General features: G+C 74.4%; 14 protein-coding genes. 10 read left to right on the top strand and 4 right to left on the bottom strand.

All coding sequences use genetic code 11. The features are described 5' to 3' along the window. Positions 1-80: 80 nt before the first annotated feature. From KJS59_RS04420 to KJS59_RS04410, 3 genes are all read left to right on the top strand, one after another. Positions 81-440, top strand: coding sequence for a hypothetical protein (locus tag KJS59_RS04420; RefSeq protein ID WP_213450981.1), 360 nt, complete (start codon positions 81-83; stop codon positions 438-440). Between the two features lie 66 nt (positions 441-506). Next, entirely contained in the window at positions 507-1,118 is a 612-nt protein-coding gene (locus tag KJS59_RS04415; protein ID WP_213450980.1) for an acyl-CoA-like ligand-binding transcription factor, read from the top strand. Positions 1,119-1,199: 81 nt separating this feature from the next. Beyond that, positions 1,200-2,705 carry an FAD-dependent monooxygenase gene (locus KJS59_RS04410; RefSeq protein WP_213450979.1) on the top strand — a complete coding sequence of 502 codons (1,506 nt, stop codon included), beginning with the start codon at positions 1,200-1,202 and terminating at the stop codon, positions 2,703-2,705. Here the strand turns inward: KJS59_RS04410 and leuE are convergent. Next, the gene (leuE, locus tag KJS59_RS04405; protein WP_213450978.1) at positions 2,702-3,346 is read right to left on the bottom strand and encodes a leucine efflux protein LeuE; all 645 of its coding nucleotides are present in this window, start codon (positions 3,344-3,346) and stop codon (positions 2,702-2,704) included. The two genes, KJS59_RS04410 and leuE, sit on opposite strands and share 4 nt — an antisense overlap. Continuing rightward, entirely contained in the window at positions 3,346-4,572 is a 1,227-nt protein-coding gene (locus KJS59_RS04400; protein WP_213450977.1) for a bifunctional pyridoxamine 5'-phosphate oxidase family protein/GNAT family N-acetyltransferase, read from the bottom strand. Before KJS59_RS04400 ends, leuE begins: the two co-directional genes overlap by 1 nt. A 37-nt stretch (positions 4,573-4,609) precedes the next feature. Between KJS59_RS04400 and KJS59_RS04395 the strand changes: the two genes are divergently transcribed. From KJS59_RS04395 to KJS59_RS04365, 7 genes are all read left to right on the top strand, one after another. Beyond that, positions 4,610-5,959 carry an aminotransferase class I/II-fold pyridoxal phosphate-dependent enzyme gene (locus KJS59_RS04395; protein WP_213450976.1) on the top strand — a complete coding sequence of 450 codons (1,350 nt, stop codon included), beginning with the start codon at positions 4,610-4,612 and terminating at the stop codon, positions 5,957-5,959. A 28-nt stretch (positions 5,960-5,987) separates the two neighbouring features. After that, positions 5,988-6,653, top strand: coding sequence for a UdgX family uracil-DNA binding protein (locus KJS59_RS04390; RefSeq protein ID WP_213450975.1), 666 nt, complete (start codon positions 5,988-5,990; stop codon positions 6,651-6,653). Positions 6,654-6,743: 90 nt separating this feature from the next. Further along, positions 6,744-8,054, top strand: coding sequence for an MFS transporter (locus KJS59_RS04385; protein ID WP_213450974.1), 1,311 nt, complete (start codon positions 6,744-6,746; stop codon positions 8,052-8,054). A 4-nt stretch (positions 8,055-8,058) separates the two neighbouring features. After that, positions 8,059-8,259 carry a DUF3046 domain-containing protein gene (locus tag KJS59_RS04380; RefSeq protein WP_213450973.1) on the top strand — a complete coding sequence of 67 codons (201 nt, stop codon included), beginning with the start codon at positions 8,059-8,061 and terminating at the stop codon, positions 8,257-8,259. A 179-nt stretch (positions 8,260-8,438) separates the two neighbouring features. After that, entirely contained in the window at positions 8,439-9,488 is a 1,050-nt protein-coding gene (recA, locus tag KJS59_RS04375; RefSeq protein WP_213451048.1) for a recombinase RecA, read from the top strand. Between the two features lie 16 nt (positions 9,489-9,504). After that, the gene (locus KJS59_RS31990) at positions 9,505-10,359 is read left to right on the top strand and encodes a regulatory protein RecX (protein ID WP_213450972.1); all 855 of its coding nucleotides are present in this window, start codon (positions 9,505-9,507) and stop codon (positions 10,357-10,359) included. A 510-nt stretch (positions 10,360-10,869) separates the two neighbouring features. Beyond that, positions 10,870-12,357, top strand: a complete 1,488-nt coding sequence (locus KJS59_RS04365; protein ID WP_249713872.1) for a sugar transferase — start codon at positions 10,870-10,872, stop codon at positions 12,355-12,357. Positions 12,358-12,366: 9 nt separating this feature from the next. Here the strand turns inward: KJS59_RS04365 and KJS59_RS04360 are convergent, their stop codons facing one another. Next, a complete protein-coding gene (locus KJS59_RS04360; RefSeq protein WP_213450971.1) occupies positions 12,367-13,620 on the bottom strand; it encodes a DUF1501 domain-containing protein in 1,254 nt (417 codons plus the stop codon). Continuing rightward, entirely contained in the window at positions 13,621-14,880 is a 1,260-nt protein-coding gene (locus KJS59_RS04355) for a DUF1800 domain-containing protein (protein ID WP_213450970.1), read from the bottom strand. Positions 14,881-14,980 lie beyond the last annotated feature (100 nt).

The following is a 14,980-nucleotide window of genomic DNA, read 5'->3' as shown; positions in this document are numbered from 1 at the left end:
GGACGAAAGTGCCGCCCGGGGCCGAAGGTGCGCGACGCGCGGGGTGGGCCCGCGGCGATGGTGGGTGGAGGAGGAGCGGAATGACCGCGGTGTACAGGCCCCTGCCGTGCGACGACTTCCGGCGCGACTCGGAGGCGCTGATCGCCCGGGTCGACGGCCGGCTGGCCATGCTCGCCGCCGGGCGGGAGCCGGTCAACCTGCGGCTCGCCGGGCGGCTCGCCGAGACGCTCCGGGAACTGATCATCGCGACCACGCGGGCGAGCGCCGCGGACCGCGCCCGGGTCCGGGCCGCCGTGCACTACTTCGTGCTGGGCCGGTCCGCCCGCCGGGCCCGGCCGCCGGGACGCGGGCTGGCCGACGACGTCCGGGTGGTCAACGGCGTCGCCGCCGACCTGGGCCGCACCGACCTGCTCGTGGACCCGGCCGCCCAGCCGGTCTGAGCCGGCGGAGAAGTTGCGGGGCGCGCATATTTGCGTACCCCGCAGGTTTTGTGCCACAGTGGTGGCGTGAGCGGACTGCGGGAGCGCAAGAAGGCGGCGACCCGGGCGGCGCTGAGCTGGGCCGCCATCCGCCTCACCGTGGAGCGGGGGTTCGAGGCCGTCAAGGTGGAGGACATCGCCGAGGCGGCGAGCGTCTCCCCGCGCACGTTCAACAACTACTTCGCCAGCAAGGCCGAGGCCATCGTCTCCCGGCACCTCGACCGCAGCCGGCGGGTGGCGCGGGCGCTGCGGGCCCGGCCGAGTCAGGAGCCACTGTGGACGGCCATCGGGGCGGCGGTCCAGGAGCAGTTCGCGCCCGAACCCGGCGTCGGGCGATCGCCGGAGACCAGCCCCGCCGGCTGGGCGAGCGGCCTGCGGGCGATGCTCGCCGAACCGGCGCTGCAGGGCGAACTGCTGCGCGCCGGCGCGGTCGCCCAGGCGGACCTGGCCGCCGCCGTTGCCGAGCGCACCGGTACCGACCTCGACCGCGACATGTACCCGCACCTGGTGGCGGCCGCCGTCGGCGCCGCCGTCAGCGTCGTCACCCAGCACTTCCTGCGCGCCGGGCCGGGCGTGCCGGTCGATCGTCTGCTCGCCGAGGCCCTGGCGCGGATCGCCGCGGGCCTTCCCACTCCGTAACCGCAGCCGCACCGAACCGACCCGGCGCCGCGACCCGGCGCCGCCGGGCGATACCGGCCGCCCGTGAAAGGAGCTTCCATCATGTCCGACGTCGTGATCGTCGGCGCCGGCCCGAACGGGCTCATGCTCGCCTGCGAACTGGCCCTGGCCGGCGTGCGGCCGGTCGTCCTCGAACGGTTGGCCGAACCGGGCGAGCAGCAGCGCGCCAACGGCCTGGTCGGCCAGGTGGTCCGCGCGCTCGATCGGCGCGGCCTGTACGAACGGGTCACCGGCGACCCCGCGCCGCCGCACCCACAACCGTCCTATGTGTTCGGCGCGATGCCGCTGGACCTGCGCGCCGTGCCGGACAACCCGCTCTACACGCTGCCGGTGCCGCAGCGGCGCCTGGAGCAGGTCCTCGCGGAGCGGGCCACCGAACTCGGCGTGGAGGTGCGCCGCGGCCACGAGGTGACCGGCCTCGCCCAGAACGCCGACGCGGTGCGCGTGACACTGGCCGGCGGCGCGGAGATGACCACGCGGTACCTGGTCGGCGCCGACGGCGGGCACAGCGCCGTGCGCAAGCTGACCGGCATCGGCTTCCCGGGCGTCACCACGGACCGGTCGGTCTCCCGCACCGCCCACGTCAGCGTTCCGGCCGAGATGATCGACGGGCGGACCGGCGCGCTCGTGGTTCCCGGTTACGGGACCATCCCGCCGTTCCAGCACACCCGCACGGACCACGGACTCATCGCCTGGGCCCTGTTCCCGGGCCGGCCGGCGATGCTGAGCACCACGGAGTGGACCGGCCCGGAAACGCCGGGCGAGCCGCTGACCCTGGCCGAGATGAGCGCCAGCGTGACGCGGGTGCTCGGCGCCGGCGTGCCGCTCTCACCGCCCGAGGGTGACGGCCCGCATTTGCTGCGCCGCCTGACCGGCGGCAACACCCGCCTCGCCGACCGGTACCGCGACGGGCGGGTGCTGTTGCTCGGCGACGCCGCGCACGTCCACTCCGCGATCGGCGGCCCCGGCCTGAACCTGGGCCTCCAGGACGCCATCAACCTGGGCTGGAAGCTCGCGGCGCAGGTGCGCGGGTGGGCGCCCGCGGGACTGCTGGACTCCTACGAGACCGAGCGGCGCCCGGCCGCGGAGCGGGTCATCCTGTCGACCCGGGCGCAGGCGGCGCTGATCGCGCCCGGCGACGACGTCACGGCGCTGCGGGCCCTGGTCGCCGAGTTCCTCGCCGCGCCCGACAACGCCGGGCACGTGGCCGCGCTCCTGGCCGGGGCGGACATCCGGTACGACATGGGCCGGCCGGGCGGGCCGCCGGTGGGCTGCTGGGCCGAGGACCGGACCCTGCACACGGACTCCGGGCCGGTGCGCCTGGCCGAGTTGACCCGCGCCGCCCGGCCGCTGCTCCTGGACGGCACCGGCGCACTGGCCACAGTGGCGAAGCCGTGGCGGGACCGGGTCGACGTGGTCGGCGCGTCGATGCCGGGCGCCCTGCTGCTGCGCCCGGACTGCTTCGTCGCCTGGGCGGCCACCTCCGAGCACCCGGACGAGGGCGGGCTGCGGGAGGCGCTGGCCCGCTGGTTCGGGGCGCCGAGTTAAAGCGACGCCGTCGCCAACTTCAGCCCGAACGCCAGGAAGACCGCGCCGACCAGGGTGGTGCCACCGGCCGCGAGCCGGTGGCGCCGCCGGAACTGGGTCGCCAGGTACGTCCCGGTGAAGATGAGCGTGCTCAGGTAGATCGCGCTCACCGCCTGGAGGATCGCGCCCAGCACCAGGAACGCCAGCGCCGGGTACCGGTAGGCCGGGTCGACGAACTGGATGAAGAACGAGACGTAGAACAGGATCGCCTTCGGGTTCAGCAGGCTCAGCACGAGCGCCCGCCGGAACGGACTGCGCAGGTCGGCCGCGCTCGGCGCGGGCGCGGCCGAGGTGGACGCCCCGCGGCGCCACCGCCGCCCCGCGCCGACCAGCATCGTCACCCCGAGGTACCCGAGGTAGAGCGCGCCGGCGTATTTGACCACCAGGAACAGCGGCGGGTACGCGCGCAGCAGCGACGCCACCCCGCCCGCGGTCAGCAGCATCAGCACGGCGTCGCCCAGGAACACGCCGGCCGCCGCCCGGTACCCGGCGCGCACCCCGCGCCGGGCGGCGGTGGAGAGCACGAACAGCGAGTTCGGGCCGGGCAGCAGGACGATCGCGATGGTGCCCAGCACGTACGCCCCGAGGTCGGTGACGCCCATCAGGCGGTCACCGCCACCGGCGACGCGGGCCACTCGTCCGCGGTCATCGAGTACAGGACCGTGTCCCGCCAGCTGCCGTCGGGGCGCTGGCGGTCGGCGCGGAGCACGCCCTCCCGGGTCGCGCCGAGGCGCTCGACGGCGCGCTGCGACCGGTCGTTGCGGATGTCCGTGTGCCACTCGACGCGCATCGCGCCGAGATCCTCGAACGCCCGGCGCAGCAGCAGCCGCTTCGCCTCGGTGTTCACCCCGGTACGCCACCAGGGCCGGCCCAGGAACGTGGACCCGATGGCCAGCGACCGCCGCGCCGGGTCGACCGCGTAGTACGACGTGGTGCCGATGACCTCTCCGGTGCGGGCGGAGCGCTGCACCCACGGCACCCGCTCGCCGCGCGCGTGACCGGCGAGCGCCTCCGCGATGATCGCCGCCAGGTCCGCCACCGACGCCGGCCGCGGCCGGGTCAGGTACCGCCACACCAGCGGGTCGTCCGTCGCGGCGAACAGCGCCCCGGCGTGCGCGAGGTCGAGCGGTTCGAGGATCACGTGCTCGCCGCGCATCGGTACCGGGGTCAGCCAGGGGGAGCGGGGCGGGCGGAGGTAGTCGGGGACCGGCGCGGTCACCCCGGCGTCGGGCTCCGGGATCCCGGGCGTCAGGCGCAGCGGGACGACACCGGCCCAGTGCGGCAGCGCGTGGTCCTCGGCATCGTCCCCGACCGGCCCGCTGCGGGACTTGACGGACACCTCGGTGAGCGGCAGCGCCAGCACGGCCGTCTCGGCCAGTTCCTTCCTCGTCGGCGGGCGGCTGTCCGCCGACCGGCCGGCGCCGACCTTGTCCACCAGCGCGTCCATCGCCCGCCGCTTCTCGGCCTCGTCGGTCACCGGCCGGGCGACGCCGTGCGCCACGACCGAGCGGTAGTTCGCGCTGTGGTTGAAGTGGGAGCGGGCGTAGACCAGGCCGTCCAGCAGGGTCGCGGTCAGGCAGACCGGCAGCCCTTCGGTGGACCGGGCGGCCAGCGGTGGCCGGCTGCCGGTGGAGCCGTGCACGTACACGGTGTCGCCGATCCGGGCGTGCAGGGTGGGCAGTACCCGCGGCTCGCCGTCCACGACGAAGCCGAGGTGGCAGACGTACGCCTCGTCCAGCACCGCGTGCACCGCCGCGCGGTCGTAGCCGACCCGTTCCCGGTACCGGCTCGCGGTGGTGCGCGCCGTCTTCCGGTACGTGTCGGTCATGGCGCCCTCCCCAATGTACTAGTACAATCTGAAAACTGTGGCAGTACGTTATCAGATCCGGGGTGCTACCGCGGTCGAGATTTCGGCCAGCATCGAGTCCGCCGTGCGCGCCGGCGCGCTCCCGCCCGGCGCCGCGCTGCCCGCCGTGCGGGGGCTCGCCGCCGACCTGGGGCTCAGCCCGGCCACCGTCGCCAAGGCGTACCAGGCGCTGCGCCAGCGCGGCGTGGTCGAGACCGCCGGGCGCAACGGGACCCGGGTCCGGCACCGACCCCCGGTCGCCATCCCGCGCGCGATGCGGCAGCCGCCGGTACCCGAGGGGATCCTGGACCTGGCGACCGGCGAGCCGGACCTGCGCCTGGTGCCCAGGCTCGACGGCGCCCTGCGCCGGCTCATCCGGGCGGCGCCCACGCCGGTCGGGTACGCCGCGGCCGGCCCGCTGCCCGAACTGCTCGACCTGGCCCGCGGCCGGCTCGCCGCGGACGGCGTGCCGGTCGGGCGCGCCCAACTGACCCTCTCCGGCGGTGCCCTCGACGGCATCGAGCGGCTGCTCGGCGCCCACCTGCGCCCCGGCGACCGGGTCGCGGTCGAGGATCCGAGCTGGGCCAACCTGCTCGACCTGGTCGCCGCGCTCGGGCTCACCCCGGTGCCGGTACCGGTGGACGACGACGGGCCGCTGCCGGACGGCCTGGCGCACGCGCTGGCCGGCGGCGCGCAGGCGGCCATCGTCACCAGCCGCGCGCACAACCCCACCGGCGCCGCCGTCGGCGCCACCCGCGCCGCCGCGCTGCGCCGCGTGCTGCGCGCCCACCCCGACGCCCTGCTCATCGAGGACGACCACGCCGCCGAACTGGCCGACGTCGCGCTGCACACCCTGGCCGGCACCGGGCGGCGCTGGGCGTTCGTCCGCTCGGTCTCCAAGCCGTACGGGCCGGACCTGCGCCTGGCCGTGATCGCCGGCGACGAGACCACCGTCGCCCGGGTCGCCGGGCACGCCCGGATCGGCGCCGGCTGGGTGTCCACCGTGCTGCAACGCCTGGTGGTCGAGCTGTGGCGGGACCGGTCCGTCGCCGCGCTGGTGGCGTCCGCCGGCGCCAGCTACGACCGGCGGCGCCGCGCCCTGCTGGCCGCCCTCGCGGCGCGCGGCGTCGCCGCCACCGGCCACACCGGACTCAACGTCTGGGTACCGGTTCCCGACGAGACGGTCACCGTCGCGGCGCTGCGCGACGCCGGATACGCCGTGGCACCCGGCTCCCTGTACCGGCTGGCCACCCCGCCCGCGGTACGGATCAGCGTGAGCAACCTGGACCAGCCCGGCATCGACCCGCTCGCCGCGGCGGTGGCGGTGGCGGTCGGGGTGAACGGCCCGGCGGGTGGGCTCTCGGCGTGATGCCGGAAGCGTCGGGTAGAAACGGGGGATGACCGAGACCGCACCGGGAGCGCAGGAGTTCGTCCCGTCCGGACCGCCCGACCTCGACGAGCTGCGCGCCGCCGCGGCCGGCTGCCAGGGCTGCCACCTGTACCAGGACGCCACCCAGACCGTGTTCGGCCGGGGCGACGCGGGCGCGAAGCTGGTGTTCGTCGGCGAGCAGCCCGGCGACCAGGAGGACCGGCAGGGCCTGCCGTTCGTCGGCCCGGCCGGGCACCTGCTGCGCCGCGCCGTCGACGAGGCCGGGCTGCCGGTGGAGCACCTCTACATCACCAACGCGGTCAAGCACTTCAAGTTCAAGCAGTCCGGGCCCGGCAAGCGCCGCATCCACCAGTCGCCGGACCGCATCGAGATCACCGCCTGCCGCCCCTGGCTGGTCGCCGAGTTCGCCGCCCTGCGCCCCGACGTCGTCGTGGTCCTCGGCGCCACCGCCGCCAAGGCGCTGCTCGGCCCGTCGTTCCGGGTCACCCAGTCGCGCGGCACGGTGCTCCCGTGGCCCGAGTCCGCCCAGCGGCCGCAGGACTTCCCGGTCGAGCCGGCCAAGCTGGTCGCCACCATCCACCCGTCCGCCGTGCTGCGCGCCGACGACCGGCAGACCGCGTACAGCGGCCTGGTCGCCGACCTGAAGGTGGCCGCCGCCGCCCTCGCCGCCTGACGCCGCACGCCCGGGGCCGGGCACCGGCCCGGTGGACGCGTGGCTCGAAATCTCTTGATCGTGGCCCGGCCGCGCGAAACGATGCGGACGATGACCACGACGCGCCCTTCGGCCAGCCCCGACACCGTTCCCGCCGGCCCGCCGGCACCCACGCCCGCGGCCACCGTCCCGCCCCACCTCGCGCGGGTGCGGCGCCGGACGCTCGCGCTGCTGTTCGGTACCCAGGTGATCGGCGGCGTCGGGGTGACGCTGGGCATCTCGGTCGGCGCCCTGCTGGCGGCCCGGCTCGGCGGCGCCGGCATCTCCGGGCTGGCGGGCAGCTCGAGCGTGATCGGCGGCGCGCTGCTGGCGATCCCGGTCACCCGGCTGACGCAGTCGCGCGGGCGGCGGCCCGCGCTGGCGCTGGCGTACCTGTGCGGCGCGGCCGGCGCCCTGGTCGTGGTGGGCGGGGCGGCGCTGCGCTCGGTGTCGCTGGTGCTCGCCGGCATGCTGCTGTTCGGCGGCGGCAGCGCCGCCGGCCTCCAGGCCCGCTACGCCGCGATGGACCTCTCCCCGCCGGGGCGCCGCGGCCGGGACCTGTCGCTCATCGTCTGGGCCACCACCCTCGGCGCGGTCTCGGCGCCGAACTTCGCCGCCCTCGCCGACGCCACCACCCGCCCGCTGGGCGTGCCGCCGCTGAGCGGGCCGTTCGCGCTGTCGGCCGTGGCGTTCGCGCTCTCGGCCCTCACGCTGCTCGCCCTGCTGCGCCCCGACCCGCTGCGCCTGGCGACCCCGGCCGCCGCCGCCCCCGGTACCCGGAGAACCGGGGTGAGGTCGGCGCTGCCCGTCGTGGCCCGGCGGCCGGCGGCGCGGCTCGGCATCGCGGCCGTCGCGGTGGGGCACGCGGTGATGGTCGGCGTGATGTCGATGACGCCGGTGCGGATCGGCGAGTCGCACGGCGACGCGGACGTGCTGCGCGTCGTGGGCCTGGTGCTCAGCCTGCACATCGCCGGCATGTACGCGCTGTCCCCGCTGGTCGGGGTGCTGTCCGACCGGCTCGGCCGGCGCGCGGTGATCCTCGGCGGGGTGACCCTGCTGGTGGCCGCCTGCGCGGTGGCCGGGACCGCGGGGCACGACACGGTCCGGCTCGGGGTGGGCCTGGTACTGCTGGGGCTGGGCTGGTCGGGCACGATGGTGGCCGGCTCGACGCTGCTGTCCGAGTCGGTGCCGCCGCCGGACCGGCCGGCGGCGCAGGGCCTGACCGACCTGAGCATGGGGCTGGCCGGCGCGCTCGCCGGCGCGCTGGGCGGGTTCGTGGTGCACGCCGCGGGGTACCCGACGCTCACCCTGCTCGCGGCCCTGGTGACGGTGCCCTTGGTGGCGCTGGCGCTGCGGCCCGTGCCGCCGGTGGAGGAGGAGTGATCCGGTGCGACTGACCGACTTCTGGTCCCGCTTCGAGCAGGCGTTCGGCCCGGTGTACGCCGCCAGCGTCGCCCGCGACCAGGTGCTGCCCCAGCTCGGCGGGCGCACGGTCGTGGAGGCCCTGGAGGCGGGCGAGCCCGCGCTCACCGTGTGGCGGGCCGTGTGCGCCGCGTATCCGGACCGGGTCCCCACGAAGCTGCGCTGACCTGCTCGTACACCCGTTCGGCGAGTCCGTTCATGATCGTACAGATGTTCGGGTATGGTCCTCGCGTCGGCGCTCATCCGCGGTCTACGGCCCGGCGGCTGTTTTCTGTCGGACCCAGCGCCTAGCGTGTCGGCGTGACGAAGAGACCGGCCAAGACGGCGACGACAGGGGTGGCGAGCATGGCGGCAGGACCGGACAAGGGAAAGGCGCTGGACCTGGCCCTGGCCCAGATCGACAAGCAGTTCGGCAAGGGGTCGGTCATGCGGCTGGGGGAGCGGCCGGTGGTGCAGACGGCGGTGATCCCCACCGGCTCCATCGCGCTGGACGTGGCGCTCGGCATCGGCGGCCTGCCCCGCGGCCGGATCGTGGAGGTCTACGGCCCGGAGTCCAGCGGCAAGACCACGGTGACGCTGCACGCGATCGCCAACGCCCAGCGCGGCGGCGGCATCGCCGCGTTCATCGACGCAGAGCACGCGCTGGACCCGGAGTACGCCCGCGCCCTGGGGGTGGACACCGACGCGCTGCTGGTCTCCCAGCCGGATACCGGCGAGCAGGCGCTGGAGATCGCGGACATGCTGGTCCGCTCCGGCGCGCTGGACATCATCGTGATCGACTCGGTGGCCGCGCTGGTGCCCCGCGCCGAGATCGAGGGCGAGATGGGCGACAGCCACGTCGGCCTCCAGGCCCGGCTGATGAGCCAGGCGCTGCGGAAGATCACCGGCGTGCTGAACAACTCCGGCACCACCGCCATCTTCATCAACCAGTTGCGCGAGAAGATCGGCGTGATGTTCGGCAGCCCGGAGACCACCACCGGCGGCAAGGCGCTGAAGTTCTACGCCTCGGTCCGGCTGGACGTGCGCCGCATCGAGAGCCTCAAGGACGGCACCGAGGTGGTCGGCAACCGGACCCGGGTCAAGGTCGTCAAGAACAAGGTGGCCAGCCCGTTCAAGCAGGCCGAGTTCGACATCATGTACGGCAAGGGGATCTCCCGCGAGGGCTCGCTGATCGACGTCGGCGTGGAGCAGGGCTTCATCCGCAAGTCCGGCGCCTGGTACACCTACGACGGCGACCAGCTCGGTCAGGGCAAGGAGAATGCCCGCACGTTCCTCAAGGAGAACCCGGACGTGGCGGCCGAGATCGAGAAGAAGATCCTCGAGAAGCTCGGCGTCGGCGCGGGCGCCGGTGCGGACGCCACCGGTGGCCCGGAGCTGCCGCCGGTCGACTTCTGATCGGCCCGCGGGTTTGGTGCCGGGCAGGCGAGGCGCCCGTTCGGGGCGCGGGTGGGATGCCGCCCCGCCCCGGGCGGGTGCGACGGGCGGTTCCCGGTCCGGGCGCCGGCGGCGTGGTGGGCCGCTGGCCGCGGGCTGGTCCGAGGACGCGGAGGCGGGATGGCCGGAGGGGGCGCTACCCGCCTCCGGTGCGCCCCGCCGCGCGGCGTACCCGCCCGACCCCGCCGATTTCTCCGACTCCGCCGACTCCGCCGATCCGACCAGCGCCCCGGGCGCCGCTGACCCCCCAGACCCGACGGACCTCCCGGGCGCCCGCGCACCGGAGCCGGCCCCGCAGCGAGCCGAGGCGGAGGTAGCGCGGGAGATCTGCCTGCGTCAGCTCGCCGTGCGCCCCCGCACCCGCGCCGAGTTGGCAGCCGCGCTGCGCCGGAAGGGCATCTCCCCGGAGACGACCGCCGAGGTGCTCGACCGGTACGACGAGGTCGGCATCATCGACGACGCCGCCTTCGCCCGCGCCTGGGTGACCAGCCGCCACCACGGTCGCGGGCTCGCCCGCCGGGCGCTGGCCAACGAACTGCGCCAGCGCGGCGTGGACGTGGACGCCGCCGGCGCCGCCCTGGAGGAGCTGGACCCCGAGACCGAGGCCGCCACCGCGCGCGCCCTCGCCGAGCGCCGGCTGCGCACCGCCACCGGCCCGCCCGAGGCGGTGTTCCGAAAGGTCACCGGCATGCTGGCGCGCAAGGGCTACCCGGCCGGCGTCGCGATCCGCGCCGTGAAGGAGGCGATGGCCGCCCGCGACGCCGAAGCGGCCGCGTTCACCGAGCAGATCGACCCCGACGCCCTCGCCGAGGCGATGGAACCCGAGGGCTGACCGGGCACGGGAGACCCGATGCCGCCCACGTCGTGCCGGTGTGGGCGCGAGCGGGTGGGGGTTCGTGCCAATGGCGCGAAAGGGCAGGAAGGCGTGCGAATGGCCGCCGCCCCGCGCCGGAGCGGCATAGCGGGGCCGGTCGATCGGCCGTATCCTGCTCACGGCCGCACGTCCGGGGACACGCGCGACCACTGCACATCTTCGGGGGATCGCATGAGCAGTTCCAGTCTCGCTGCGGTGGGCCGCGAGGCGACAGTGGAGATGCCCGTCATCGAAGCGGCTGATCGGTCTGCGGCGCTGTCACCGGACGGCGGGACCGATCAGCGGTCGATCCCTTGCCCCAGGCCCACCCGCGACGGGGACGCCGACGGGGACACCGCCGAGAGCGCTGGCAAGGCCGGCCCGGAAGCGGCCCCGCGGCAGGCCACACCCACAGCCGGCACGCCCACAGCGACGGCGACCGCGACACCGGACGTTGACGCGGCCCAGGCGGCGGCGGTCCTGGCGGTGATGGTCGACGACGAGCCGGCAAACGGGACCACGGCGGTGCTGCCGTACGCGGTGTCGAGCGCCTCACGGCGGACCCGACCGCTGCGGGCGTGGATGCTGGTGGCCCCGGTGGACCTGGCGGCGCTGCTGGCGCCGCTGCTGCTCACCGACCGGTTCTGGAAGGGCACACTGTTCACGGCCGCCCTGACGATGACGATTTTCGTCTCCGGTGGGCTGTACCACGCCCGGCGGCACGTCAGCCTCCTGGACGAGTTGCCGGGACTGTGCGGGCGGCTGCTGGCATCGTCGGCGATCGTGTCCATCATCGCGGCGCTGCGGCACGACTCGGTCGAGTACATGGCGACGTTCATGCGAGGGGTGGCGCTGTCGGCCGGCCTGGTCATCGTCGGCCGGGCGGTGAGTCGCACCGTGACGCTGATCGCACGCAAGCGGCGGTGGGTCGAGCACAACGCGGTGATCATCGGGAGCGGCCCGATCGGTGTGGACCTGGCCCGGCTCCTCCGCCGCTACCCCCAGTACGGCCTCCGGTTCGCCGGCTTCGTCGACGCCGTCAACCCGCGGAGCAGCGCCAGCGCCAGCGGGGCGGACGCCGGCAGCGCCGACACGGACGAGACGGACGCCGCCGCGCGTGGCGCCGCCGGCGCGGAGCGGCCGAGTCGCAGCATGCCGCTGCTCGGTGGCCTGGACGACCTGGAGAAGCTGATCCCCCTGGTCGAGTCCGACGTGCTCATCATCGCCGACATCGACTGCCCGGAGGCCGAGTTGATGGAGGTGCTGCGGAGCCCGGCCTGCGAGCGGTGCGACCTGTGGGCGGTGCCGCGGCTGTGGGGCTCCCGGTTCCACGGCACCCGGCCCGACCACATCGGAGCGATCCCGGTGGTGCAGATCCGGCACACGACGCTGTCGGGTCCACGGTGGGCGGCGAAGCGGGCCTCGGACATCGCGTTCGCCTCGCTGGCACTGATCCTGCTCAGCCCGGTGCTGCTGCTCTGCGCGGTGGCGACGTTCCTCGAGGGCGGCCGGGGCATCTTCTTCTACCAGGAGCGGATCGGCCGGCACGGCAAGCCGTTCAAGGTAATCAAGTTCCGTTCGATGCGCCCGGTGGACGAACACGAGTCGCAGACGAACTGGTCCATCGCGAACGACCAGCGGGTGGGCCCGGTGGGCCGCTTCATGCGCCGCACCTCGCTGGACGAACTGCCGCAGTTGTGGAACATCCTGCGCGGCGACATGACCGTGGTGGGCCCCCGACCCGAGCGGCCGTACTTCGTGGAGAAGTTCTCCGCCGAGCACCCCGACTACGCCATGCGCCACCGGGTGCCGGTCGGGCTGACCGGCCTCGCCCAGGTGAGCGGGCTGCGCGGCGACACCCCCATCTCCGACCGGGCCCGCTTCGACAACTACTACATCGAGAACTGGTCGCTCTGGCTGGACCTGAAGGTCCTGCTGCGGACCATCGCCGAAGTGTTCCGGGGCGGGGGCCGGTAGCCGGTCGCGTCAGGACGGTGGCAGGAACGGCAGCAGCTTCGCCTGGTACCCGTTCAGGTACCGGGCCGGCTCGGCACCGAGCACCGAGGCGAGCACCGTCCCGAAGACGTCGCGGAAGTCCACCGTCGCCTTGAGGTCGCCGTCGTCGAGGTCGGTCAGGCTGGGCTGCTCGCCGTAGAAGCCGCCCGCGACCCCGGGGCCAAGGACGAGAACCGGACCCGCGGTGCCATGGTCGGTGCCGTCGGAGGCGTTGGCCCGCACCCGGCGGCCGAACTCGCTGTAGACGACCACGGTCACCCGGCGGCCGGCCTCGGTACGGGACAACCGGTCCACAAAGCTGGTGAGGGACCGGTCCAACTGGCCCAGGAGCACCTCGTGCCCGGCACGTTCGGCGGCATGGGTGTCGAATCCGCCGAGGCTCACCGAGTACACCCGGGTCGGCACGCCGGCCTCCACACAGCGGGCGACCAGCGCGAGTTGGGTCCCGAGCGCGCCGGTCCCGCCGGTGCCGGTGGCGGCGACCTCGGGGGCCTCGCTCTCCTCGGCGGGGCCGGCCGTGATCCGTTCCGCGTCGCGGACGACCCGCTCCATGCTGATCAGGTCGGCGTAGGCGGCGGCGGCCCGCGCCTGCATCGGCGGCTCCCCGGGCTGGGGGCGGCCGAGCGCGGCGACCAGGTTCGCGTCCATCCAGGCGGGCAGGTCGAGGCCCTGGTAGCTGACGCAGGCGCCGGCCCGGGTCCGGCCCACGAGCACGGGCGGGAGGACGGGTTCGAAACTCACCGCAGCCTCGACCGGTGCCTTCGTGCCGTCCAGCCAGCGCCCGATCCAGCCCGTGTTGACCGGTCCGCTGGGGGAGGCCGACTGCCAGATGTCCATCGAGCGGAAGTGGCTCCGGTTGGGCTTCGGGTACTGCACGCCCCGGATGATCGCGAGGCGCTTGGCGTCCCAGATCCGCTTCAGCCCGGTCAGTATCGGGTTGAGCCCGAGGCTGTCGTCCAGCCGGAGCACCCTGTCGGGCGCGTACGCCAGTTCCGGGCGCCAGCGGAAGTACGCCGGGTCGGCGTACGGGATGACCGTGTTCAGTCCGTCGTTGCCGCCGTAGAGGGTGACCAGGACCAGCTTCGGCTGGTGGTCCGCCGGGGTGGCGGGAGCCTTGCCGAGCAGTTCACGGAGGCCCAGGACGGCCGCCGAGCCGGTGGCCAGGGCGGCGGCGCCGGCGGCGCCCGATGCGAGGAGGAAGCGGCGGCGGGTCAGTGCGTCCATTCAGGTCACCTGGTACTCGGGGCTCACGAGGCCGAGCGTCAGCAACAGGCGGGGATCCGTGACGCCCTTCATCACCGCGTACGTGCGGTCCGTCCACTTTTCCACGCACAGTACGTAGGCCACGCTCTCTGGCGTCATCGGTGCGGGGTCCACCAGGTCGACCAGTTCCTTGGCGATGGCCAGCTTGCCGTTCGCGGCGGCGGAGGTCAGCCAGGCGGTACCGGCGGGCCAGCCGCCGACGCTGGGCGGAGCGAACGGGCGCTGCCCCAGCGCGTCCAGCGCCCAGTAGAGGCGATCGAAGTTCTCGTTATCCAGGCGCGCCGGCCGCAGGCCGAGGTGGCGCAGCGCCCCGACGAACCACTCGACCGGCTGCTTCACCATCGTGCCGGCCGTGGTGCCGAAGGCATCGTCCTCGAACATCGCCTTGAGCATCGCCAGGGGCCGCGGGAATGCGGCGGCCATCCGCTCCTGAACGCGCTCCGGTATCGGGTCGCTGGCCGACGCGTAGCGGTACCACATGCGGGAGGCGATGAATCGGGGGCAGGACTTCTGCGTCAGTACCAGGTCCACAAGGCCGCGGGCGTTGAGGTTCGCAGTGGTGCCGAGGACGCTCTTCAGCCCCGTGTCGTGGTGCTGCGGGTCGAAGATCAGTGCTTCCTTGTCCAGCGCGACGCGGTACCCGGTCAGCGCCCGGGCGGCCTCCTTGACGTCCTTCTCGGTGTAGTTCCCGATGCCGAGCATGAACAGTTCGAACAGCTCGCGGGCGAGGTTCTCGTTCGGTGCGTCCTTCTTGTTGTGCTGGCCGTCCAGCCAGTACACCAGGGCCCGGTCGGCGACCATCCGGTGCGCCATGTCGGTGAAGTCACGGGCGGCCCGCAGCGCACGGTGCTGCCCGAGCATGAGCTGGGCGCTGGGGACCTTCGTGGCCCAGTGACCCTGCCAGAAGAACTGGAGCCGCTCGACCGCCTGGTGGCTGGCCACGACCATCCTGTCGAGCCACCATTGGGAGATCAACTTGGTCTGCTCGCGACGGATGGCGTGCGCCCGGGCGACCTGTTCGGGCGCCGGGTCCAGCAGGCCGGCGAACGGGTCCAAGCCGATCTCCGGCATGGGGGCGCCGGTGGCATCCACGTCCGGACCAGGGGGTTCGACAAGATTCGACAGTGTCCGGGCGTAGCCGGACTGGCGCGCCGCGGCGAGTTCGGCCGGTGTGGGGCCGAAGCCGGCGCGGTGCAGCAACAGCGCGACGTCCCCCGACATGAGCTGAAGATATGCGAACGGCCACGGGGCGGCAAACACGGCGGGTCACCACGCCGAGCGGCCCTCACATATCCTTCCGGTGCCGAGCAGAGCGCGCCAC

This window comes from Rhizomonospora bruguierae, from assembly GCF_018397995.1.
GTDB lineage: Bacteria > Actinomycetota > Actinomycetes > Mycobacteriales > Micromonosporaceae > Rhizomonospora > Rhizomonospora bruguierae.
The sequence above is the reverse complement of the archived record's forward strand: the minus strand, read 5'-3'. Positions and strand labels throughout refer to the sequence as shown.